At 43.8% G+C, this 23,491-nt stretch carries 24 protein-coding genes, 1 tRNA gene and 1 other RNA gene; 13 read left to right on the forward strand and 13 right to left on the reverse strand.

From position 1 onward, the window contains the following. Positions 1–12 precede the first annotated feature (12 nt). Positions 13–663, reverse strand: coding sequence for a 23S rRNA (uridine(2552)-2'-O)-methyltransferase RlmE (rlmE, locus tag FTT86_RS01970; protein WP_004645756.1), 651 nt, complete (start codon positions 661–663; stop codon positions 13–15). 195 nt (positions 664–858) lie between these two features. Here rlmE and yhbY point away from each other — a divergent pair, with 195 nt between their 5' ends. Then, on the forward strand, positions 859–1,182 hold the full coding sequence (yhbY, locus tag FTT86_RS01975) for a ribosome assembly RNA-binding protein YhbY (protein WP_004280569.1): 324 nt from the start codon (positions 859–861) through the stop codon (positions 1,180–1,182). An 11-nt stretch (positions 1,183–1,193) separates the two neighbouring features. Further along, positions 1,194–1,733 carry a DOMON-like domain-containing protein gene (locus FTT86_RS01980; RefSeq protein ID WP_180180440.1) on the forward strand — a complete coding sequence of 180 codons (540 nt, stop codon included), beginning with the start codon at positions 1,194–1,196 and terminating at the stop codon, positions 1,731–1,733. A gap of 148 nt (positions 1,734–1,881) precedes the next feature. On the opposite strand, the gene FTT86_RS01985 is transcribed toward FTT86_RS01980, so the two are convergent. Further along, on the reverse strand, positions 1,882–2,103 hold the full coding sequence (locus tag FTT86_RS01985) for a hypothetical protein (RefSeq protein WP_180180441.1): 222 nt from the start codon (positions 2,101–2,103) through the stop codon (positions 1,882–1,884). Between the two features lie 102 nt (positions 2,104–2,205). After that, entirely contained in the window at positions 2,206–2,694 is a 489-nt protein-coding gene (locus FTT86_RS01990) for a hypothetical protein (protein WP_005106335.1), read from the reverse strand. Positions 2,695–3,002: 308 nt separating this feature from the next. Between FTT86_RS01990 and carA the strand changes: the two genes are divergently transcribed. The 3 genes from carA to greA all read left to right on the forward strand — a co-directional run bounded on the left by carA (position 3,003) and on the right by greA (position 7,954). After that, positions 3,003–4,142 carry a glutamine-hydrolyzing carbamoyl-phosphate synthase small subunit gene (gene carA / locus FTT86_RS01995; protein WP_004280574.1) on the forward strand — a complete coding sequence of 380 codons (1,140 nt, stop codon included), beginning with the start codon at positions 3,003–3,005 and terminating at the stop codon, positions 4,140–4,142. 13 nt (positions 4,143–4,155) lie between these two features. Then, on the forward strand, positions 4,156–7,386 hold the full coding sequence (gene carB, locus FTT86_RS02000; protein ID WP_180180442.1) for a carbamoyl-phosphate synthase large subunit: 3,231 nt from the start codon (positions 4,156–4,158) through the stop codon (positions 7,384–7,386). 91 nt (positions 7,387–7,477) lie between these two features. Further along, the gene (greA, locus tag FTT86_RS02005; RefSeq protein WP_004645764.1) at positions 7,478–7,954 is read left to right on the forward strand and encodes a transcription elongation factor GreA; all 477 of its coding nucleotides are present in this window, start codon (positions 7,478–7,480) and stop codon (positions 7,952–7,954) included. A 72-nt stretch (positions 7,955–8,026) separates the two neighbouring features. Here greA and FTT86_RS02010 read toward each other — a convergent pair whose 3' ends face one another. Further along, the gene (locus FTT86_RS02010) at positions 8,027–8,620 is read right to left on the reverse strand and encodes a TetR/AcrR family transcriptional regulator (protein WP_114540811.1); all 594 of its coding nucleotides are present in this window, start codon (positions 8,618–8,620) and stop codon (positions 8,027–8,029) included. Between the two features lie 136 nt (positions 8,621–8,756). On the opposite strand from FTT86_RS02010, the gene FTT86_RS02015 reads away from it, so the two are divergent. After that, a complete protein-coding gene (locus FTT86_RS02015; protein WP_180180443.1) occupies positions 8,757–9,152 on the forward strand; it encodes a RidA family protein in 396 nt (131 codons plus the stop codon). 112 nt (positions 9,153–9,264) lie between these two features. Continuing rightward, the gene (locus FTT86_RS02020) at positions 9,265–9,891 is read left to right on the forward strand and encodes a CatB-related O-acetyltransferase (RefSeq protein WP_180180444.1); all 627 of its coding nucleotides are present in this window, start codon (positions 9,265–9,267) and stop codon (positions 9,889–9,891) included. Here the strand turns inward: FTT86_RS02020 and FTT86_RS02025 are convergent, their stop codons facing one another. The 5 genes from FTT86_RS02025 to coaD form a co-directional block, all read right to left on the reverse strand. Then, the gene (locus tag FTT86_RS02025) at positions 9,892–11,130 is read right to left on the reverse strand and encodes a hypothetical protein (protein ID WP_121979621.1); all 1,239 of its coding nucleotides are present in this window, start codon (positions 11,128–11,130) and stop codon (positions 9,892–9,894) included. Positions 11,131–11,233: 103 nt separating this feature from the next. Beyond that, positions 11,234–11,310, reverse strand: a tRNA-Met gene (locus FTT86_RS02030). Positions 11,311–11,382: 72 nt separating this feature from the next. Continuing rightward, positions 11,383–11,760, reverse strand: an RNA gene (rnpB, locus tag FTT86_RS02035) — RNase P RNA component class A. A gap of 26 nt (positions 11,761–11,786) precedes the next feature. Next, positions 11,787–12,050, reverse strand: coding sequence for a YfhL family 4Fe-4S dicluster ferredoxin (locus FTT86_RS02040; protein WP_004280584.1), 264 nt, complete (start codon positions 12,048–12,050; stop codon positions 11,787–11,789). A 1-nt stretch (position 12,051) separates the two neighbouring features. Next, positions 12,052–12,543 carry a pantetheine-phosphate adenylyltransferase gene (coaD, locus tag FTT86_RS02045; protein WP_180180445.1) on the reverse strand — a complete coding sequence of 164 codons (492 nt, stop codon included), beginning with the start codon at positions 12,541–12,543 and terminating at the stop codon, positions 12,052–12,054. Between the two features lie 139 nt (positions 12,544–12,682). On the opposite strand from coaD, the gene smpB reads away from it, so the two are divergent. Continuing rightward, positions 12,683–13,162: an SsrA-binding protein SmpB gene (smpB, locus tag FTT86_RS02050; protein WP_004280586.1), complete on the forward strand. Its 480-nt coding sequence runs from the start codon at positions 12,683–12,685 to the stop codon at positions 13,160–13,162. 55 nt (positions 13,163–13,217) lie between these two features. Here the strand turns inward: smpB and FTT86_RS02055 are convergent, their stop codons facing one another. The 3 genes from FTT86_RS02055 to rluD are packed head-to-tail and all read right to left on the reverse strand — an operon-like array spanning position 13,218 to position 15,649. Beyond that, the gene (locus FTT86_RS02055) at positions 13,218–13,778 is read right to left on the reverse strand and encodes a flavodoxin family protein (RefSeq protein WP_180180446.1); all 561 of its coding nucleotides are present in this window, start codon (positions 13,776–13,778) and stop codon (positions 13,218–13,220) included. A 40-nt stretch (positions 13,779–13,818) separates the two neighbouring features. Continuing rightward, positions 13,819–14,559 carry a peptidoglycan editing factor PgeF gene (gene pgeF, locus FTT86_RS02060; RefSeq protein ID WP_180180447.1) on the reverse strand — a complete coding sequence of 247 codons (741 nt, stop codon included), beginning with the start codon at positions 14,557–14,559 and terminating at the stop codon, positions 13,819–13,821. A 37-nt stretch (positions 14,560–14,596) separates the two neighbouring features. Next, a complete protein-coding gene (rluD, locus tag FTT86_RS02065) occupies positions 14,597–15,649 on the reverse strand; it encodes a 23S rRNA pseudouridine(1911/1915/1917) synthase RluD (protein WP_180180448.1) in 1,053 nt (350 codons plus the stop codon). Positions 15,650–15,720: 71 nt separating this feature from the next. Here rluD and FTT86_RS02070 point away from each other — a divergent pair, with 71 nt between their 5' ends. Both FTT86_RS02070 and FTT86_RS02075 read left to right on the forward strand, forming a co-directional pair. Further along, positions 15,721–16,686, forward strand: coding sequence for an outer membrane protein assembly factor BamD (locus FTT86_RS02070; RefSeq protein ID WP_004645775.1), 966 nt, complete (start codon positions 15,721–15,723; stop codon positions 16,684–16,686). A 225-nt stretch (positions 16,687–16,911) separates the two neighbouring features. Beyond that, a complete protein-coding gene (locus FTT86_RS02075) occupies positions 16,912–18,834 on the forward strand; it encodes a DNA primase (RefSeq protein ID WP_180180449.1) in 1,923 nt (640 codons plus the stop codon). A 140-nt stretch (positions 18,835–18,974) separates the two neighbouring features. On the opposite strand, the gene hemA is transcribed toward FTT86_RS02075, so the two are convergent. After that, positions 18,975–20,264, reverse strand: a complete 1,290-nt coding sequence (hemA, locus tag FTT86_RS02080; protein WP_180180450.1) for a glutamyl-tRNA reductase — start codon at positions 20,262–20,264, stop codon at positions 18,975–18,977. Between the two features lie 79 nt (positions 20,265–20,343). Here hemA and FTT86_RS02085 point away from each other — a divergent pair, with 79 nt between their 5' ends. The 3 genes from FTT86_RS02085 to ispE are packed head-to-tail and all read left to right on the forward strand — an operon-like array spanning position 20,344 to position 23,491. Next, positions 20,344–22,056 (forward strand): tetratricopeptide repeat protein, encoded by a 1,713-nt coding sequence (locus FTT86_RS02085; RefSeq protein ID WP_180180451.1) that lies wholly within the window; start codon positions 20,344–20,346, stop codon positions 22,054–22,056. Positions 22,057–22,063: 7 nt separating this feature from the next. Then, complete coding sequence (gene lolB, locus FTT86_RS02090) at positions 22,064–22,642, forward strand: lipoprotein insertase outer membrane protein LolB (protein WP_180180452.1); 579 nt, start codon at positions 22,064–22,066, stop codon at positions 22,640–22,642. A gap of 21 nt (positions 22,643–22,663) precedes the next feature. Next, positions 22,664–23,491: a 4-(cytidine 5'-diphospho)-2-C-methyl-D-erythritol kinase gene (gene ispE / locus FTT86_RS02095; RefSeq protein ID WP_180180545.1), complete on the forward strand. Its 828-nt coding sequence runs from the start codon at positions 22,664–22,666 to the stop codon at positions 23,489–23,491.

The raw sequence follows: 23,491 nt of genomic DNA on the forward strand, positions 1-23,491 counted from the left end.
TGGCAAGTAGACTTATTTTAAAGCCTTCTTACGTCCCTGCCCGATCAGGAAAACTTCCTTGGAGCGAGCACGTGATGCCAAAGGTTTAGATGTTTTCAGAACATCAAAACTATCAACCACTTGCTTACGGAATTCGTCAAAACCTGAGCCTTGGAAAACTTTTACCACAAATTGACCTTTAGGGCCTAGCACCTTATTGGCAAAATCCAGTGCAAGTTCACACAAGTAAATCTGACGCGGTTGATCTACAGCCTTATTACCTGATGTATTGGGGGCCATATCTGAAATTACAACGTCTACAGTACGACCATCTAAAATTTCTAACAATTGCTGGAAGACTTCTTCTTCGCGAAAGTCGCCTTGCAAGAAAGTCACATCAGGTAATGCATCCATTGGTAAAATGTCAGATGCAATCAATAAACCTTTGTCGCCGACCAACTTACCTGCAATTTGTGACCAACTCCCGGGAGCTGCACCCAAGTCGACCACGGTCATGCCGGGTTTGATGATTTTGTACTTTTCTTGCATCTCTAAGAGCTTATATGCTGCACGCGCACGATAGCCGTCCTTTTGTGCCTTTTTCACATAAGGATCGTCTAAATGCTCTCTCATCCAATCACGACTACTTTTAGATAACTTTTGGTTGGTAATGCGTGTAGCCATAACTCTCTAAATAAAAAAACGTCCAATTATTAATTGTACGTGAAAAAGACATATTTTGCAGTATACATGTGTATCTAAATCTAGGAGTTTTGCTCGTTATGAAGAGATATTGGAAATGATTATTTCCTGATAATTTAAAGCGTTTGTTTTTTGCTTTTGCTATACTAAGCCGTTTTAAAATTCAGGTTATCTCTCATGGCGTCTTTATCTATTCAGGAACGTAAGCGTTTACGTCAAATCGGACATGCTTTAAACCCGGTCGTTATGCTGGGTGACAAAGGCCTGACTGAAAATGTCATCGAAGAATTGGCGCGTGCTTTAAACGATCACGAACTGATTAAAGTGAAAATCGTAGCTGAAGATCGCGAAGCGCGTGCAGCACTGATTGCTGAAATTTCAGAAGCGACTGGTGCTGAAGTGGTTCAAACTATTGGTAAAATTGCACTGCTTTACAAGAAAGCTGCGAAACAAAACCAAAAATTGTCTAACCTTGTCCGTTTCGCTCATTTGTCTAACTAAGTACAGGACTTATGGCAAGTTACGAACTTAGCGCATTTGATCGCCGTTTTCAGGCCATCTCTCTGGTTGCCGCCATTGAACAGCAAGGCACATGCAATTTAAATGTGGGCTTCTGGATCCGTGATCCCAATCAGTACATCTTGTGGCCCGACATGGTGACGGCACATCCCCGTCAGGATTTCCTGTGGGAACAGACCTGCTTTGAAATTTTTATTGGGGTTCAGGGCGAAGATTTTTATCGTGAGATTAATCTTTCCCCTTCTCAGGCCTGGCAGGCTTATCAATTCGAAGAATACCGTTATCCTGAAGATATGCCACCGCAAGCTGCGGATGATATTGAGCTGAATCAGCTCAAACGTACGCATTATGGTCTTAATGTCAGTGTGGATCTGACTGATTTTATGGCAGCACATAAACTGAAATGGGAAAACTTGTTCCTGGGTTTATCTGCTGTTTTAAAAACCTCGCAAGGTGATCAATACTATGCCATGCAGCATAGTAGTCCTCAGGCAGATTTTCATAATAAACGTGACTGGTTGCATGTGTTTTAAATAGATTGACGCTGTGCATCAGCTATTTAAAGTGTAACAGGCGAATAAAACGTGAGACTTAAAGTCTCACGTTTTTGTTTATCGCTCAACAATGACTGATCCCCTATGTAATTATTTTAGATTTTTTATCGTTTTCAACGTTCATATTTTAATGATGCAGATGATGCTGTTCCTGAATGGATTTCACAGCAGCATAAAGAATAAAAGCAAAAGTAATGATCATCAGAAGAATGGTCCCAAACACCAGTCCCAGTACTCCCAGACATAATACGATTACACCCAGATAAAGTATGTGTCCCAATCCGCTTTCCAGATTCAGTAGCATGATCAATATCAGTAAAATAAGTACACCTACAAAATGCTGTTGCATCGTGACCCTCTTTAATTGTTATTGTGAGTCCGTTTTGCTGCATAAAGACAAAGGAGAACATTTGATTGTTCTGCTTTTTAAATAGCGGCCTTTCAGCGCAGCCTAACTTTTCAGCTCAGGACTTTTGTCTGAGCTCTCTGTTTTCACCACGGGTTTGACTTTTTTCAGTACTTCAATGGTACTGTCCTTAGAACGTTTAAAAGTATCGGTCAGATGTTCCTTATGCTTGGTCGAAATCTGACTGACATCTTCTTTCAGCTCTTTACCCAGATTGGATAGGTCTTCAACGACAGCGTTGAATTCTGTCTTGATAAAGCTTTTCAATTCGGTTAATTCTTTCTGCGAACCGAAAATCTGCTCCTTCAAAGTATCAATACGCTGTAACACCTCCTGCTTAAATTGACGCAATTGTTCCTGCACAGTATCGCTTAACTGTTTGGCTTCAACTTCAAGCTTTTCCTTACTTTCCTCGATGGTTTCAATTGCCTGATCTTTAGCCTCGACTGCTACTTTTTCAAGCTTCTCGGCAGTTTCAGTGACCACGCTCGGAGTGATTTTTTTAGATGTAGTAGATTTAGGTGCTGTAGCCATTTGTCTTGTTCCTATTGTTATATCGACTAAGCTATATTAGTAGATTTGATAAAAATTAAGATTTGATTTGTCTGACAATTATTAATTGCTTACATTTTTTCACATTGCTTACAAAACAGACTTCCATGCAAAAAGCAAGCCATTTATCTCATACTTTCGCTGCAAAGCCGTTGGACTTTAAGGGTCGTTCTGCGTATAATGCCGTGTTAAGTTCAAGCGAGCAGACATAGGAGGGTAGGTTTAAAAATTAGCCTTCCTTTTTTTTCGTCTTCTCGCTTTTTTACAGCCTAAATTTCAGGAGCTTTGGTTTGAGCACCCCAGCAATTTTAGCCCTTGCCGACGGAACTATCTTTAAAGGTACTTCGATTGGCGCATCGGGTAGTACGACTGGTGAAGTCGTTTTCAACACTGCCATGACTGGCTATCAAGAAATTTTGACTGACCCGAGTTATGCACAGCAACTTGTGACACTGACTTACCCACATATCGGTAACACAGGCTGTAATGAAGAAGACGCTGAATCAGGTCGTATTCATAAGGTTTGGGCGAACGGATTGATCATTCGTGACCTGCCTTTACTGCACAGTAACTTCCGTTCAACCCAATCATTAGCTGAATATTTGGTACAACACAATGTTGTGGCAATTGCGGATATCGACACGCGTAAATTGACACGTATCTTACGTGACAAAGGTGCGCAAAATGGCTGTATCCTTGCTGGCGAAAATATCACTGAAGCTGAAGCGCTTGAAAAAGCACGTGCATTTGGTGGTTTAAACGGTTTAGACCTGGCAAAAGAATGTTGCGACCCTGAAGGTTTTGAATGGACTGAAGGCTCTTGGACATTAGGCAAAGGTTTCTCTCAACCAGAAGCTAAATTCCATGTTGTTGCATACGATTACGGTGTCAAAACCAACATCTTACGTATGCTCGCAGACCGCGGTTGTAAACTGACTGTTGTGCCGGCGCAAACTCCTGCTGCTGATGTACTTGCACTGAATCCAGATGGCGTGTTCCTTTCGAACGGTCCTGGTGATCCGGCTGCATGTGACTACGCAATTGAAGCTGTAAAAACAATTGTAGAAACCACTGAAATTCCAGTATTTGGTATCTGCCTGGGTCACCAGATCCTTGCGCTTGCAAGTGGTGCTAAAACCTTAAAAATGCCTCACGGCCACCACGGTGCGAACCATCCTGTACAAAATCTTGATAACGGTACAGTGATGATTACTTCTCAAAACCATGGCTTCGCAGTCGATGAAAGCAATCTGCCTGATGTGTTGCGTGTAACGCATCGCTCACTGTTTGATGGCACCAACCAAGGTATCCATCGTACAGACAAACCTGCGTTCAGCTTCCAGGGTCACCCTGAAGCAAGCCCGGGTCCACATGACTGCGCACCATTGTTTGATCATTTCATCGAACTTATCGAAGCATCTAAGAAGTAATTAAGGAAGCATCATGGCTAAACGTACTGACATTAAAAGCATCTTGATTATTGGTGCTGGTCCGATTGTCATCGGTCAAGCATGTGAGTTTGACTACTCAGGTGCTCAAGCATGTAAAGCCCTTCGTGAAGAAGGCTACCGCGTTATTTTGGTCAACTCTAACCCAGCGACCATTATGACTGACCCGACAATGGCGGACGCAACTTACATCGAGCCAATCACTTGGCAGACTGTTGCTGCAATCATTGAGAAAGAACGCCCAGACGCTGTTCTTCCAACCATGGGTGGTCAAACTGCATTGAACTGTGCCCTTGCCCTCGATGAGCACGGCATTTTAGAAAAATACAATGTTGAATTGATCGGTGCGACCAAAGAAGCAATTGAAAAAGCCGAAGACCGTAAACTGTTTGATCAGGCAATGCGTAAAATTGGTCTTGAATGTCCAAAAGCTGACGTTGCTGAGTCAATGGAACATGCTTTAGAAATTCAAGCACGTTTCGGCTTCCCAGTGATTATCCGTCCATCATTCACGATGGGTGGTTCTGGTGGCGGTATCGCATACAACAAAGAAGAATTTATCGAGATTTGTGAACGTGGTTTCGATCTTTCTCCGACTAAACAATTATTGATCGATGAATCTTTAATTGGCTGGAAAGAATACGAGATGGAAGTTGTTCGTGACAAAAACGACAACTGTATCATTGTATGTACCATTGAAAACTTTGATCCAATGGGCGTACACACTGGTGACTCAATCACTGTTGCCCCTGCTCAAACGCTTACAGATAAAGAATTCCAGTTACTACGTAACGCTTCTCTAGCAGTTCTTCGTGAAATTGGTGTTGAAACAGGTGGTTCTAACGTACAGTTCGGTATTTGTCCAAATACTGGTCGTATGGTTGTGATCGAGATGAACCCACGTGTATCACGTTCATCTGCCCTTGCCTCTAAAGCAACTGGTTTCCCAATTGCAAAAATCGCTGCGAAATTAGCGGTTGGTTACACGCTTGATGAGTTGAAAAACGACATCACTGGCGGTACAACACCTGCATCGTTTGAACCTGCAATTGACTACGTAGTTACTAAGATTCCTCGTTTCAACTTCGAGAAATTCCCACAAGCTGACGCAACGCTTACAACTCAGATGAAATCTGTCGGTGAAGTAATGGCGATTGGTCGTAACTTCCAGGAATCTGTACAAAAAGCCCTTCGTGGTCTTGAAGTGGGTGCTTCTGGTTTTGACGAAAAAATTGAAGTGGGTGCTGAAGGCGCGCGCGACAAAATCTTGCAAGAACTTAAAGTGCCAGGTCCAGAGCGTATCTGGTACGTGGGCGATGCATTCCGTCACGGCTTTACTTTAGACGAAGTATTCGCTGCAACGAACATTGACCGCTGGTTCTTGATTCAAATCGAAGACATCATCAAAACTGAAAACCAGATCAAAACTTTAGGTTTTGGCGACTTGAATGCGGACAACATCCGTGGATTCAAACGTAAAGGTTTATCAGATCTTCGCATTGCAGACTTGATGGGTATTTCACAAAAGCAATTCCGTAAACATCGTTGGAACCTGGGCGTAACTCCAGTTTACAAACGTGTCGATACATGTGCTGCAGAATTCGAATCTGATACAGCTTACATGTACTCAACTTACGATGAAGAATGTGAAGCAAATCCATCGAACAAAGACAAGATCATGGTGATCGGCGGTGGCCCTAACCGTATCGGTCAAGGTATCGAGTTCGATTACTGCTGTGTACACGCTGCCCTGGCTATGCGTGAAGACGGCTATGAAACGATCATGGTAAACTGTAACCCTGAAACTGTTTCTACGGATTACGACACTTCAGATCGTTTGTACTTCGAACCGATCACTTTAGAAGACGTTTTAGAAATCGTGCGTATCGAGAAGCCTAAAGGCATTATCGTTCAGTACGGTGGTCAAACACCTTTGAAATTGGCTCGTGCTTTAGAAGAAGCTGGTGCGCCAATCATTGGTACATCACCTGACGCGATTGACCGTGCAGAAGACCGTGAACGTTTCCAGCAAATGATTCAACGTCTGCAACTTCGCCAACCAAACAACAGCATCGTAAAATCTGCTGAAGAAGGCATGGCTGAAGCATCTAAAGTTGGCTACCCGCTTGTGGTACGTCCTTCTTACGTTCTTGGTGGTCGTGCGATGGAAATCGTATACAACGACGAAGAATTAAAACGCTACTTACGTGATGCGGTTCAAGCATCAAACGAAGCGCCTGTTCTACTTGACCGTTTCTTAGATGACGCGATCGAAGTTGACGTGGACTGCGTATCTGATGGTAAAGACGTTGTGATTGGCGGCATCATGCAGCACATTGAACAAGCGGGTATTCACTCAGGTGACTCGGCATGTTCGATTCCTCCTTACTCTCTATCTAAAGAGATTCAGGACGAAATGCGTCGTCAAACCGTGGCAATGGCAAAAGAGCTTGGCGTAATCGGTTTGATGAACGTTCAGTTTGCGGTTAAAGGTGAAGACGTTTACATCCTGGAAGTGAACCCACGTGCGTCTCGTACTGTGCCATTCGTTTCTAAGTGTATCGGTGAATCTTTAGCGAAAGTTGCTGCACGTTGCATGGCTGGTCAATCTCTTGAGTCGCAAGGCTTTACGACTGAGATTATCCCTGAGCACTTCTCTGTCAAAGAAGCAGTGTTCCCGTTCAACAAATTCCCTGGTGTTGACCCGATCCTTGGCCCTGAGATGAAATCGACTGGCGAAGTGATGGGCGTTGGTAAAACATTTGGTGAAGCGTTCTATAAAGCTGTTTTAGGTGCAAATGAGCGTTTACCAGGTCTTCCAACTGAAGGCGAAGTGAAACACGCATTTATCTCTGTACGTGATTCTGATAAACCACGCGCGGCGGGTATCGCAAAACAATTGATTGACCTAGGCTTCAAGATTCTTGCAACTGATGGTACATTTAAAGTGATTAGCGATGCTGGTCTTGAATGTGAACGTGTCAATAAAGTAACTGAAGGTCGTCCTAACATTGTGGACCGTATTAAAAACGGCGAAATCCACCTTGTGATTAACACGACTGAAGGCAAAAAGGCACAAGAAGACTCATTCTCGATCCGTCGTTCAGCACTTCAAGGTAAAGTGTATAACACAACTACATTGAATGGTGCGGATGCAGTATGCCAAGCTTTAGCAATTAAATTGCCGATGGATGTATATCGTTTGCAAGACCTAACTAAAGGTTAATTCACTTCCAAGAAGTCCCGCCACCTTCTTGGTGGCGGGCTTTTTTTTATTTATAGATTTTATATCTTTCAACTGACTTTTGAGGGACAACATGCAACGTTATCCTATGACACCTGAAGGCAAAATTGCCTTAGAGAAAGAATTACACCAACTGAAAACAGTGGATCGTCCACGTATCACAGCTTCAATTGCAGAAGCGCGTGAACACGGCGACTTAAAAGAAAATGCAGAATACCATGCAGCACGTGAACAGCAAGGCTTCTGTGAAGGTCGTATTCAGGACATCGAAGGCAAACTGGGTGCAGCTCAGGTGATCGACGTAAAAGAACTTGAACAGAATGGTCGTGTGGTTTTTGGTGTAACGGTCACGATTGAAAATCTGGATACTGAAGAACAGAAAACCTATAAAATTGTAGGTGATGACGAAGCAGACTTTAAGATTAACAAGATCTCTGTGAACTCGCCAATTGCACGTGGTCTTTTAGGTAAAAACGAAGGCGACGATGTGAAAATCAATACACCAAACGGTGAAGTTGAATACGAAATTGTGAAAGTTGAATATCTTTAAAATTTAAAGCTGTTTAATTTAAAGCCCCTCGATTGAGGGGTTTTTTACCTTTATCTGCTTCCTACAAACGAATTAGCTCTGGGCTTCTTTTAAAAACCCCGATGCAAATAAATTAAATGCATGTAAAGCCTCAGGGAGTACCTGCTCAGGATGTTCGCTAGAAGCCACCCAGAGGGCTGCATTCATTGCAGCACCATTTAAAAATACCGCAGCAGCTTCCGGATCAACTGTTTTAATTCGATCTGCTACCAATAATTGCTCAACACATTCACGCGTGGACTGCAAACATCTGTTTTGACTTGGCCAGTGTGCAGGATCACCCAATACCGCAGGCCCATCGCGCAATACAATGCGCTGGAATTCAGAGTTTAAGGCATTTTGAATATAGGTCCGCCCTTCCAGCATCAATCCTTCCCACAGATCATCAGGCTGCTCCAGATGTTGCTGCGCAGATGAAGCCATTTCCGAATCGATCTGGTCGACCACTGCAGCAAACAAGCCTTTTTTATCGCCAAAATGATGATACAACGCTCCACGGGTCAGCCCTGCTTCTGCCGTGAGCTTATCCATTGAAGTGTCTGCATAACCATATTCTGCAAACGTACGACGTGCCACTTCAATCAGTTTCTTGCGGGTTTCCGCCATCTTTTGTTCACGAACAGACATGAATTACTTTACCTCATCATCATAAAAATTTTAATTGACATACGGACCGTATGTCAATTATGTTTACATACGAAGCGTATGTGAAAGTCAAGTTGCTTTCACTCACTGATAAATTAGATATTGAATGAGAATAGACATGACTAGAACTGCGATATTTCCCCAAGACCGCCATGCCCTGTATGAACAGCATGGTTATTCTGCTGCGATCAAATCGGAAGACTTACTTTTTGTTTCTGGTCAGGTCGGTAGCCGTGAAGATGGTTCGCCTGAACCAGATTTTGAGAAGCAGGTAGAACGGGCTTTTGAAAACTTAGCTGCAACATTGGCAGCGGCTGGTTGTAGCTTCGACAATATTGTCGATGTCACTACTTTTCACACTGACCCCGAACGGCAGTTTGAAAGTATTATGAAAGTTAAACAACAAGTGTTTAATCAAAAACCTTACCCAAACTGGACTGCGGTGGGCGTGACTTGGCTGGCAGGTTTTGATTTTGAAATTAAAGTGATTGCCCGTATTCCTCGTAGCACTTAAGCAAGGTCAGCACGTGCTTTAATATTCGATTCACTGGCTGAATTAAGATTGTTGATTCAGCTTAAAGTCCAATTCGGTATAATGATGCATTCCTTGTGGTTATAGCCTCCTCATGTCTGAAAAGTTAATTAATTCTCCTGTGAATCACTGGTGTGAATTCGAGTTCATCTCAAAAACGGTGAAGAATCCCAACATTCATATCAAAGGGAATTATTCGTATTATTCGGCCTATTGGGATCAGGGGTTTGAGCGTTGTGTAGTGCGTTATTTACATGACAGGCCTGCAACGTCTGAGAAGCCCATCGACCAGCTCTATATCGGTAATTTTGTCTGTTTTGGTGCTGAGTGCGTGATTATGATGGGTGGCAATCAACTCCACCGTACCGACTGGATTTCAGCGTTTCCATTCGATACACGCAGTTTTGTACCTGCTGGCGATACTATTATTGGCGATGGCTGTTGGGTTGGCTCACGCGCTTTGATTATGCAGGGTGTGAACCTTGGTGAAGGCGCGGTAGTGGCGACAGGCGCAGTCGTGACCAAAGATGTGCCACCATATGCAGTTGTCGGTGGTGTACCTGCTAAAATTATTAAATATCGTTTTCCACAAGAAGATATAGAAAAACTGCTTTCCCTCCAAGTTTACAATATAGATGAAAAGCAGTTTTTAAAAATGCGTGAACAGTTGCAGACGGATGATATTAAACAATTAATCAACTATTTCAAATCGAACCACTAATTAAGTATCGTTTATTTTTCTTCCGAAATTAAATAATGCAAATGATTTACCTTCCTGCTTGGTATGTGAAACCGGATTTAACTTAAATGCTTCTAAATTTGTATCTAGCAACTTAATTTTAAGATCATCAGCTCCTTGAACACCAAGTTGTTCTAACTGTTCAATTTCAGCCCTGTAGCGCTCATATGACTTTGCTAGAGACTCCTTGTGTGAATACTCTTGCTCAAGTCTAGAAAATCTGTTTAAGTTTATATTTGCTATGGTTGCTATCCATATTAAAGGAGCATTAATGGTAATCTTAAATAATAAAGTATGAAGTTCCATATTTTTAAAATCATCAGCATCAAAAAGCCAAAGATTAAAACCAAACATACATAAAACCGTTACTATGAACACAGCCAAACTTATTAAACGAGCCGTATTTGCTTCTTTTCGCTTACTGACAAATCCACCAGCCAATCCCGCCTCACTCGATAAATCAATCGTAGCTTTTGCTCGAGTCTCTACATCTTTTAAATTATCTAATCTTTCTTCTAGTTCTTTCTTTAATGATGGAATATCTTTAGCTTCATCACCATAAATTCTGATATAAAATTGATCTAATTTTTTAAGCCTTCCATCAATTAATTCACTTTTTGTTACCCCTTCTTCATCTTCTACAAAATACTCTTTCCATAATTCTCCTAATTTATTTACTCTTGATTCCATTTCTTCAAATAAATTTTCACCATCCTTATTTTGTTCCTCAAACAGTTCAGCATATTTTTCTTTTATTTCCTTTACTTTCGACGAAAGTTGATCAACTGTAGATTCACCCTGCTCATCTTCCGAAAATAATTCATTATATTTGTCTAGAATTTCTTGCTTAGAATTTTCAATTTCTTCAATGCTTTCTGCGGATGTAAGTTCGACTATACGATCATATATAGAGATGCCATTATCATCTAATTCTAGCTTGCTCTCTATTTCACTAATAGTTCCCAAACAAGCTTCGATTTTATTCTTAACTCTTAAAGTTTCATTACAAGCTTCTTCTAATTTCTGCTGATTAGATTTAATTTTATCTAATTCTTCCTGAAGTAATTTACCAACAGTAAAAGACCTATTTGTTAAATCTCGCAAATCTGCACGTAATGAATACTTAGAACTTAATGAATCATTTAACTCAGCTAGTTCTTTTAGCATATGCTTCAAACGCGCTTCGTCTTTGCTTTTTAACCCCAAAATATCAATACCCATAGCCAACCTATTAGAAAAATTATATTTATTAGATTAATTATTACACAATTATTCCTAGAGCCATAAAAAAACCCACTCAATCGGAGTGGGTTTTTTCAGAATATGGTGGCTATGACGAGACTTGAACTTGTGACCCCCGCATTATGAGTGCGGTGCTCTAACCAACTGAGCTACATAGCCTTAAACTGTGCGCGCATTATGGGATTTTCTGTAAATCACGTCAACCCCATATTGTGCTGTTTGATCAAAATTTGTTGAAGTGAGCCGATAAGCCGGGTTCTGTCGTGAACGATCATTCCTCTAGGCGCACAATCACTCATGCGCTCAAGCGACCTACCCGAATCCAGCATGGGCCATGCCTAATGGATTCCTATTTGGTCTTGCTTCCGGTGGGGTTTACCTCGCCATGAACTGTTACCAGCCATGCGGTGCGCTCTTACCGCACCCTTTCACCCTTACCTCCGATTCCGATTGCTCGAAAACATAATGAAGGCGGTCTTCTCTCTGCTGCACTTGCCGTCGGTTTGCACCGCCCAGGCGTTACCTGGCACCTTGCCCTATGAAGCCCGGACTTTCCTCCCCTGCTTCAATCACGGAGATTTCCACAGCAGCGATCGTCTGGCTCACTTCGAGCGGCATAGTATCAAATATCGAGACTAATTGCTTGATGTTTTTTGAGCAGTCAGTTTTTCATACTTGGCTTGCAGCTGTTCCTGCGTTTCGACATGATTCGGATCCAGTGGAATACAATCCACCGGACAGAACAACTGGCACTGCGGTTGATCATGATGTCCGACGCACTCTGTACATAAATCTGGATGAATCTCATAAATGAGTTCACCCATATAGATGGCCTCATTCGGGCATACAGGTTCACAGACATCACAATTAATACATTCATCGGTGATATATAAAGACACGCTACCAACCTTGTTGAAGTTTACGCTCGAAGGCAGCAACCACGTTTGGTGATACAAACTTGGTTACATCACCTCTTAGTCGAGCAATTTCACGCACCAAAGTGGATGAAATAAAAGAATATTGCTCTGAAGGGGTTAAAAACACCGCTTCAAAGTGGGAGTCCAGCTGACGGTTCATATTGGCCAGCTGAAATTCGTACTCAAAATCAGACACTGCACGCAAACCACGCAATACAGCAGTCGCCTTTTGCTCACGGAAAAAATTGACGAGCAAACCATCAAAACCTACAAATTCAACATTGTCCAAATGACTCAATGACTCTTTCGCCAATGCGACACGCTCTTCCAGACTAAATACCGGATTTTTATGATGACCGATGGCAATCGCTACCACAACTTCATCAAACATTCGCGCTGCGCGGGTTACCAAATCAATATGTCCATTGGTAATTGGATCAAAAGTCCCCGGATAAATCACACGAGTTTTAGACATCCATTTGTACTCTGTTTGTTATGTAGAATCTTATTTTAGCAAAAACTTGTTTTTTTGGTGAATAATCCTCATTAATTTAAAAAACTTCACCTTATTTCTAGTTGCGGTACAATAGCAGCACGTTTGGAAGTATCAGATTATGGCGAAAGCATCTATTGTAGTAAAAAAAAATAATGGCGGTACCATTGCACTGAATAAACGTGCCCGCCACGATTATTTTATTGAAGAGAAATTTGAAGCGGGGCTTTCATTAAAAGGCTGGGAAGTCAAATCAATGCGTGCTGGTCGCATGACCATCGTAGAAAGTTATATTACCTTTAAAAATGGTGAAGCGTTCTTGTTTGGTGCACAGGTTCAGCCCTTGTTAAGTGCTTCGACCCATGTGGTGCCTGAAGCAACCCGTACTCGCAAGCTGTTGCTGAATCGCCGTGAAATTGAAAAGCTGATGGGTGCGATTAACCAGAAAGGTTATTCCTGCGTACCACTGGCGTGTTACTGGAAAGGTCCACATGCCAAACTGGAAATTGCCTTGGTGAAAGGTAAGCAACTCCATGACAAACGTGCCACCGAAAAAGACCGTGACTGGCAACGTGATAAAGCGCGAATTTTCCATAAATAATGGATTAAAAGTTGAATATAAAAAAACCTCCGCATTTGGAGGTTTTTTTATGGTTTTAAGTATGGCTATTTAAACGCGCTAGAGTCAAAGCAATATATTCACCAAACCAGAACGCAGTTTTTAAATCGCCTTCAGGTGGGGTCACTTCTACCGGTGCGTTATCTGACTGGGTCATTAAACCCAAAAAGCTCGACATCCGGTTCAGATCCGTGACGGCACGTCCTGTCGGCATTAATGGCAATCCACTCCACAACATCCCGTGCTGCATGGCAAACAGGTTGATTTGCTGCAGGACCGCCAGCTTGTCACCACTGAGTCCACCACCATTGGTAAAGGCTGCTGCCAGCTTACCCTGCCAGCTACGTGCCAGCCAGCGCTTGGAAGACTGTTCCATAAACAGCTTCATGGCAGAAGTCAGGCTACCCATATAGGTCGGACAGCCAAAGATAATCGCATCGGCGGCATCCAGTACATCCCAGTTTATATGTTCGACATTCATCATATGCACCTGAACACCAGTTTCGCGCGCACCATCGGCAATAAAATTTGCCACTTTAGCTGTGTGTCCATAAGGACTGTGATAAACAATCGCAACAGATTTGGAAGATAGGGACATAACGCTCAAAAGCCAAAAAATTCAGTTAAGTTTAACATTTTCATGCCATAAACACGAATGTCGCCATACGCCCTGTTTTTGGTTCACGGCGATAAGAAAAATACTCATCTGCTTGACGATAAGAACACTGCTCCCCACCCAATACGGTATTTATGCCATGTTGCTGCAAGATATAACGCGCAATCGCATACAGGTCGGCATAGTATTTACCTGCCTGTTCACCCGCCTGAAATGCACTGTCCAGTTCAGGATATTTACTACAAAAAGCAGCTTTTACTTCAGCGCCAATTTCAAAACATGGCTGACTAATGGCCGCCCCGAGCCAGGCCCAGGTCGGCGGAGTTTGCATGGCTACAAGGGTATTTTCAATAATCCCACCGGCCAGACCACGCCAGCCGGCATGCAAATTGGCAACTTCCGTACCTTTCGCATTCCCCATTACCACAGGTAAACAGTCTGCAGTCATCATCATCAAGGCATGCGCCTTACGCTGCGTCACCAGACCATCTCCGACCAGTGCCTCAAAAGGCATCTGCTCATTAATACTATGACAGATGGTGCTATGCGTCTGGGTCATCCAGGTAATTTTATCTACGCCAAAGGCAGCGAAATCCTGCAATAAAGCCATACGATGCTGTTGTACCCGTAGCGCATTATCCTGCACATGCAAGGCCAAGTTAAAACCTGCAAGCTCAGGCTGTGCGGATGGCTGTACTTTCGCATGGTGAACGCGAGTCTGGCCGACATACACACCTTGTGGAAGTCCTGGTACAAATTGCATCTCGATTCCTTGCTTTGACGCGAGCTAAATAAAAAGATTAATAGGCTTTGTTTTCGGTACGCAGCACTTCAACCAGATTGGCAAAGTCTTCCGGCCACGGTGCTTCAAAGGTCATTTCTTCTTTGGTACGCGGATGGGTCAGACCGAGTTGTACAGCATGCAAAGCCTGACGCTTGAAGCCACGCAAAGTATCATCTAATAATTGCGATGCACCTGCAGGCATACGGACACGTGGCATATACACCTGATCGCCCACCAAGCCAAAGCCGATATAGCTAAAATGCACACGGATCTGATGGGTACGTCCAGTTTCCAGACGGGCTTGAACACGGGTAAAATGCTGGAAACGCTCTTTGACATTGTAATGCGTCACCGCGTCTTTACCACCTGGAAGTACGGTCATTTTCACACGATCCACCGGATGGCGTTTGATGGGTTCATCAATGGTACCGCCAGCAATAATATTGCCGTAAACCACCAGGTCATACAGGCGATATACTGATTTTTTCTCAAGCTGTTTGCTTAAGGCAAACTGTGCTTCCAGATTTTTGGCAACCACCAACAGACCACTGGTGTCTTTATCGATACGATGTACCAGACCTGCACGCGCCAGTTCAGCTGATTTCGGATAGTGATGCAATAAAGCATTCACCAAGGTGCCAGAACTATTGCCAGCGCCCGGATGCACTACCATGCCTACAGGTTTATTGATGACCATAATGTCATCATCTTCATAGATGATATCCAGTGGAATATCTTCCGGCAGACTGCGCGTTTGCGCTTCAAGCTCAACATTTAAAGTCAGGGTTTCAAAACCATCACTTTTAAATTTCGGCTTAACCGGTTGACCATTCACCAATAAATTGCCATCTTTAATCCATTGCTTTAATTTTTCTCGAGAAAAATCGCTCCAGACCATTGCGGCAATCTGATCGATCCGTTGCCCGATATAAGTTTCATCCAGTTGAAATTGCAACGATAAACGTGTTGCAGTTGCTTCTGAAGTATGGTTATCTGCATCCTCAGAATCTTCAAGTAAATTGAAATCAGTATCAGGGATATTAGAATTGGAAGATTGTGCTTGACTCATTTGCTCATTCAGACAAAAGTGGTTTAATAGTGCAATTGTAGCTCATTGCCCGTATTAACAGAGGAATTTTTATGTCGCTACCACATTATAAAATGACAATGCTTGCTGTGACATTAGGCATTGCATCGGCAATGGTAGGCTGTAGCAGTAATCCAAAAAAAGAAGTCGTGGATAAAGGTCCGGAATCTAGCGAACAGGTTTATATTCAAAAAGCACAGAAAGCGCTAGATCGTAATCAATATACCGATGCAGCAAAACAGTTGGAAGCGCTGGAAACTTATTTCCCGACCAGTCAGTATGCCCCGCAAGCGCAACTGGAACTGTTGTATGTGAAATTCCAGCAAAAAGATTATGAAGGTGCGGTCGCACTGGCAGAGCGTTTTATCCGTCTGAACCCTCAACATCCAAATGTCGACTATGCCTACTATGTACGCGGTGTCTCAAATATGGAACAGAACTATAACGGCCTGCTGCGTTATACCTCACTGAAACAGTCGCATCGTGATGTCAGCTACCTGAAAGTGGCTTACCAGAATTTTGTTGATTTCATTCGCCGCTATCCATCTAGCACTTATGCAGTGGATGCAGCACAGCGTATGCAGTTTATCGGTCAGGAACTGGCTGAGCATGAAATGAACGCAGCACGTTTCAACATCAAGCGTAAGGCTTATCTGGCAGCAGTTGAACGTGGCTTGTGGGTGATTGAACATTATCCTCAAACTCCGCAGATTCCAGAAGCACTGGCAACGGTTGCTTATGGCTATGCTCAGCTAGGTGATAAAGCGACTTCTCAGCAATATGTGGATGTATTAAAGCTGAATTATCCGAATCTGGTGAAATCAGATGGGACGGTGAATCTGCGTGCAGCACGTAGTGAAGGCAGCTTCTTTAACCGCGCGACACTGGGTATTTTTGGTAAAGAAGCCAAGACTGTAACCGACACCGATGCACAGTCTGATGCGCCAGAAAATGAAAAGCGCAGCATCACCAATCGCATTTCATTTGGTTTGCTGGATCGTCCTAAAACGGCTGAATAAAGCTAAAGAAGGCCGGCAGCATCAGCAAATAAGACAGCGCTTTACAGGTGCATTTTCCTCAAGGGCAAGGTATCATACCTGCCCTTTTGCGTTGTCTTGCCCAGGCTTGAACAAAACGTGCAAAAGGTATACAAAGGAACTTGAAATATTCAATGTCCAACTAGACTATTTTCATTTTTTCAGTGATTTAGACCTTAGATTCCAGCACGAGAAGCTCAGCAGACCATGGCCATTCCTCAACATACGATTGATCAGATTCTCGATCGCACCGATATTGTCGATGTGATTGGTCAATTCGTAAAACTGAAAAAAACAGGCCGTACCTATTCAGGCTGCTGCCCTTTTCATCAGGAAAAATCACCATCTTTCCACGTCTATCGTGACAAACAGTATTTTCACTGTTTTGGCTGTCAGGCTAATGGCAATGCCATCCGTTTTTTAATGGATATTGGCAGCCGTAATTTCGTCGAAGTGATGAAAGACCTGTCCAGCCAGACGGGTATCGAACTGCCTAAAGACAACACCGATTCCAATAAATTAAAATATAAACGTGAAGCAGCCAAGCCCAAAATTGCGCCTGCTCAAGCGGCACCACAAGCTCAGCCGCAACAAAATAATGCAGTAACAGAAAATAATAGTGCTGCATCTACGGCGAGTTTTGACCCATTTGCAGAGTTTCAGGCAGTCGAACAGGATTTTTATGGTGACCCTTTTGCTTCTTTTGAACACCTGCCCATGGCAGAAGTTCAGCAAGACGGTAATCTCTACGACCTGCTGGAAAATATTGCACAGTTCTATGAACGCCAGTTACCCAACAGCCCGAGTGCTCAGCAATACTTTAAACAGCGTGGTCTGACTACAGAAACCATTGCCTATTGGCGCTTAGGCTATGCGCCCGAAGACTGGCAACATCTGGAAAAAGCCTTTCCTCAGGATATTGAAGGCTTAAAACTTTTAGGTCTGATTCGTACCAGCGACAGTGGCCGTGATTTTGATCTGCTGCGTGAACGGGTGATTTTCCCGATCCGTGATACCAAGGGGCGTGTGGTCGGCTTTGGCGGCCGTGCCCTGAATGACGAGATCAAGCCTAAATATATCAACTCGCCAGATTCTGAGGTCTTCCATAAAAACCAGTTGCTGTATGGTCTGTATGAAGGGCGCAAGCAGAAAGCCCAAGAATGGCTGATGGTCGAAGGCTATATGGATGTAATTGCGCTCCAGCAATATGGCATTCATGGCGCAGTGGCGACTTTAGGCACAGCGAGTAATACCGACCACCTGAATATTCTGTTCAAGCAGAGTAACCGGCTGACTATTGCCTTTGATGGGGACGCTGCCGGTCAAAAAGCAGCGCGCCGTACCTTGGACATTGCCCTACCCCTGCTGAATGATGGCCGCGAGCTGAAGTTTTTTGTCTTGCCCGCTGACCATGACCCCGATTCATTGATCCGTCGTGAAGGCATAGAGAATTTCAGACGCTTGTTGGAACAGGCGCCATTGATGTCGGACTTCGTGTTTGCCCATCTGACCCAAAATCAGGACATCACCACACCTGAAGGCAAGAGTCAGGTTATGGGTGAACTAAAAAATCTGACCGAGTTACTGCCCAAACACGGTTCTTTCCGTTATCTGCTGCAGCAATTTTTCCGTGAAAAACTGGGCTTTAACCGTAAATGGCAACCTAAGGTCAATACGGATGCATCTTTAAGCTTTAGTACTAAAATTGATGCTGAAGAATATGTGATTGCGATCTTGATGAATCATCCTTATCTGTATATTCATTTTGAACCGCTGCGCGCGCTGGTGGCAGAAGATCAGCTGCTGTTTAAAATTCTGAACGTTCTGAATGTGATTTTTGATGACTTGCCAGATGACCCAGAACTGTCGATCTATTATGTGCTCGGTGCCTGTGCAGCCCATCATCATGAACTGCAGCATATTCTGCAGCATGCCAATGTCAGCGATTACACCTCATCCCCGGAACAGGCCGATAAGCTCGCGGCTGATTTTTCGACCAAGCTGCAATATCAATGCTTGAAAAACAAGATTAAATCCAAGAAATTTAACAGTATTGCAGAAATGAAAAACCTGAAAATGCAGATTTATGAAATTGACCGCAAACGCTCGATGACCCTGTTAGAAGACTAATTTTTCAAATTATTGATTCTTTCGAATCAAATGAAGTCCGTGCTAGATCTCACTAATGTTTATAATTTTCTCAAATAATCAGGCTGGGTTTTTATCTTGAAGTACCAATCAGCACAGAACCAAGCCTCTTATCATACTGATTAAAATGAATGCCTGGATTTACGACGTTTCGCAACCACCTTACCCAGTTCTTCCTGTAACAGCTCAAAATAGGCAGGATCTTCCGCTTTGGCCGCCTCACGCAGCACAATAGAGGTTGGATGTAACAGTTTTTGGGTCAAACGATGTGAAAACTCGGCCAGTACAATGTCTGCCTTTTCGCCCTTGGCAATTCGCTGCATTGCCAGTGACAATTCTTCCTGACATAATGTTTCCCCGTGGTCACGGTAGGCATGAATGGTCGCCCCGGCCTGTTTGACCTTTTGCTGGGTCATCAGTTCTGTAGCCAACTGATTGACCATGATCTCGGCTTCAACAGCCGCTTGACGGCGCTGTGCCAGATTTTCCTCAATCACGCTTTGCAGGTCATCGACCCCATATAGATAAACCCCATCCAAGCTTTCTACTTTTGCATCAATATCACGTGGCACGGCCAGATCTACCAGTAGCATCTGCTGGTAACGACGTTTTTTCAGTGCAGCCTTTACATCGGTAAAATGGATCACTTGATGCAAACTGCCGGTACAACTGGAAATGACATCGGCACGATGCAGATTTTCTGCAAGCTGATCAAAACCTATAATTTCGACCTCAACCCGATGTGCAATTTCCTGTGCCAGGATATCCGCACGCTCGCGGGTACGGTTACAGATAATGATCTTGCCCACCCCCATCTCTGCAAGGTGTTTGGCCACCAGACTGTTCATCTCCCCGGCTGCTACCATCATAATGGTCAGCTTGTCCGGATGACTAAATACTTGCAAGGCCAGTTGCGCCACCGCATAGCCCATTGAGACCGCATGACTGCCGACAGCCGTTTCCGAACGCACGCGTTTAGCGGCATAAAAGGCATATTCAAAAATCCGGTTGAGATTGCGCGACACCGTATGGGAGTCTTTGGCCAGAGAAAGTGCGGTTTTGACCTGCCCCAGAATTTGTGGTTCGCCCAGCATCAGTGAATCCAGACCACTGGCGACACGCATCAGATGCGTCACCGCTTGAGCATTTTCATAACGATAGACATGATGTTGCAGTTGTTTGACATCTACCCCATTTTTCTGGGCGAGCCAGTTTAGCACCATGTCAGCATTTTCAGACATCGCGTACACTTCGGTCCGGTTACATGTAGACACCACCACCATGTCATTCAGTTCAGGGTGTTGGCTTTGCTCGGCAAGAATGGCACTTAACTTTTCAGGGTTAAAAGCTACCTGTTCGCGCAGTTCTACAGAGGCAGTTTGATGGTTGACACCCAATGCAAAGAAAGACATATCAGGTCATCATTTCACTAAATTTATGCTATTGTGCAACATCGGTGTCATAAAAAGCATTACTTGGATCAAGAAAAAATTGCGTCAAACAATTAGCCGTATCAACGGCCCTACAATTAAGCAATATTCTACCACATTCCTACTGGTGGGTAGCATGGCTTCGACTGCACATCTCTATGCAGCGGAAGCAGTTTACCATGCAAATCAAAATTATGATGCGATAAAACAAAGTATGATGGCTGAGTTTGCCATCGCTGCACATGACATTCCGACCGCTTTGCACAACTATACGGTGCTAGCGATCAAGAGCAATTCCACTTCAGTCAAGCAACGTGCGCTGAATGTCGCGCTGGAACATGATGATCTTCAGGCAGCACTAGATATCTCCACGCACTGGGTGGTACAAGAGCCGCAAGATGTCCCCGCTTTATTTTATTTATCACATATTGCCCTGAAAGCACATGAATATGAGCTGGCCGCTGAGACCTTAGAAAAAATCCTGCAAATTGATGACAGTGCCGATCTGGAAGAAATTCTCGCCGGAATTTCACCGGAAGGCACAGAGGATCGTACTTATCTGATTCAGGCCTTAAGCACCACTAAAGCCAAGGACAATCCATCTATTCTGGTGCTAGTGGCCGGTCTGGAAGCACAAAATGGTCAGCTTGAACAGGCTTTAAATACAGTTAACCGCGCCTTAAAAAAACGTCCGAATGCGACCGGCTATATCCTGATGAAGGCCAATCTGCTCAATGCACTCGGCGATACTCAGGCGACACTGCAATGGTATGAAAAATCCAGCGGTAAACACCGTAATAATCTGGATGTACGTCTGGCCGAAGTCAAATATCTGGTCAAGCTGAACGAAGCGACTTTGGCTCTGAAAAAACTGCAAGACATTCTAAAAAAATGGCCGACTGCTGAAGAAGCCCTGTTCATTGCCGGACTGACCAGTATTGACTTGGAAGAATACGAGAAAGCCGAAAAATATCTGGTCGAACTGCGTTATTCTGCGCAATATCAAAACGAAGCCTATTATTACTTGGCGGTGAATGCAGAACGCAAACAGCATTATGAAACGGCGAAAGCTTATTATCGTCTGGTCGATGGCAGTCTTTACACCGTCTCACGTCGCAACATGATCTCGATTTTCGCCCAGCAAGATAAGCTGCATGATGCGCTGCGTTTCTTAACACAGGAAAGGGTGAATTATCCGCAACATGCCAGCTTCCTCTATCTGGCCCAGGCGGATATTTTAACTCGTATGCAGAATAAAAAAGCTGCGATTCGCCTGTTGGAAGAAGCCAGCAAAAATCTGCCGGATGACCCTGAACTGGTCTATTCGCAAGTTCTGTTGCTGGATCCCCATCAGGATCGCAACAAGCTGGATGAACTACTCAGCACTTTACTTAAAATTGAACCGAACAGTCCCACCTATCTGAATGCCTATGCCTATACCCTGGCGATGCAGAACCGTCGTCTCGAAGAAGCACGTCGCTATGTCGAACAGGCATTGGAATATGCACCAGAACAGGCATCCATTCTGGATACCTATGGTTATATCTGTTATTTACAAAATGACTTCGCCACAGCTGCGGACGTATTATACAAAGCCTATCAATTGAATCCGAATGTGAAGATTGGGGTGCGTTATGCCTGGTCGTTGTACATGAAAGGTGATCTACAACACTTCCACCAAGTGTTACAACAATTACAACAAAACCATCCAAATGCCCCAGAATTGAAACAACTTAATTCGCTATTGTTAGCACCACAAACCAAAACGAGTTAATTAATTTATGCGCAATTTGAGCCAATTGGGCTGCTGTGCCTTTGCAGCCACTGCTTTATTTTTAACTGGCTGTCAGCAGATGATCAAGCCACAAGCGCCTGCCACCCCGTCTGTACAGGCAGAGAATCAATTTCAGCTGCAAGGTAAAATTGGCGTTCGCACCCCTCAACAGACTGGCAGCGCATTCTTTACCTGGGTACAACAGCAGGAAGAATTCGATATTGAACTCAGCGGTATCTTAGGCGTCGGTAAAACCCAGATTTCTGGCACGCCGGGACAAGTGACCTTAAACAGCGCAAAAACAGGTGTGATTCAGGCAGCCAGTGCCGAAGAATTATTGCAACGCGCAACCGGCTGGCAAGCACCGATCAGTTATTTAGTGGACTGGGTACAAGCCCGCCCTGCGACCAACTCTGCCAAATTACAAAAAGACGATACGCAGCGGATTAACCAGATTATTGAACAGGGCTGGACAGTCGATCTCAATTATAATGCGCAGGCCAAAATGCCAAACCGCTTGATTTTAAAACAGTCACTTGGAAATGGTGCAGAAAACCGTATTACAATGATCATTGAAAACCGTTAATTGACCTGATTCCAGCCCATGATGATTCGTGTTCCCTCGCCTGCTAAACTGAATTTGTTTTTACATATCACCGGTCGCCGTGAAAATGGCTATCATGAGCTGCAAAGTATTTTTCAGCTGATTGACCTATATGACTGGCTGGAGTTTGAACAAAGTGCTGATGATGCGATTCAGATAGAAGGTCTGGCCTCAGTGGATCTGCAACAGAATTTAATCTATCGGGCGATACAGTTGTTGAAGCCCTATGCTAAGACGCTCTCTGGACTAAAAATTCGTCTGGAAAAAAATATCCCGATGGGTGCAGGTCTCGGTGGCGGCTCTTCCAATGCAGCGACGACCCTGATTGTGCTAAACCAGCTCTGGCAGTGCGGTTTAAATGTTGAACAACTGGCAGAGCTTGGGGTCAAGCTAGGCGCAGATGTGCCAATATTTGTGCATGGCAAAAATGCCTGGGCGGAAGGTATTGGCGAACACTTAACATTCATAGACTTAGATCAAAAAAAATTCATTGTGTTAAAACCTGATTGTTTTATCAGCACTCAACTGCTTTTTTCGCAAAAAGCATTGACAAGAGACACGAAGAGCTCTAAATTTTGCGCCTATCAGGAAATGCCATCTGATTTTGGAAATAACTTTGAGCCACTGGCAAGAAGCTTATATCTCGAAGTCGATGAAGCAATGCAATATCTCGACCAGTTCGGAAAAGCAAAGCTTACAGGTACAGGTGCTTGTGTGTTTATTGAAGTCACTGACAATCTGAATATCGAAGATATTCTTGCAAATGCACCATGTAAAGCTTACCTGGTGAACAGTTTACAAGAATCACCTTTAGTTCGGTTTAAAGTGTAG

Origin of the sequence: Acinetobacter sp. YH01021 (assembly GCF_013420255.1) — a bacterium.
Taxonomy (GTDB): Bacteria; Pseudomonadota; Gammaproteobacteria; order Pseudomonadales; family Moraxellaceae; genus Acinetobacter.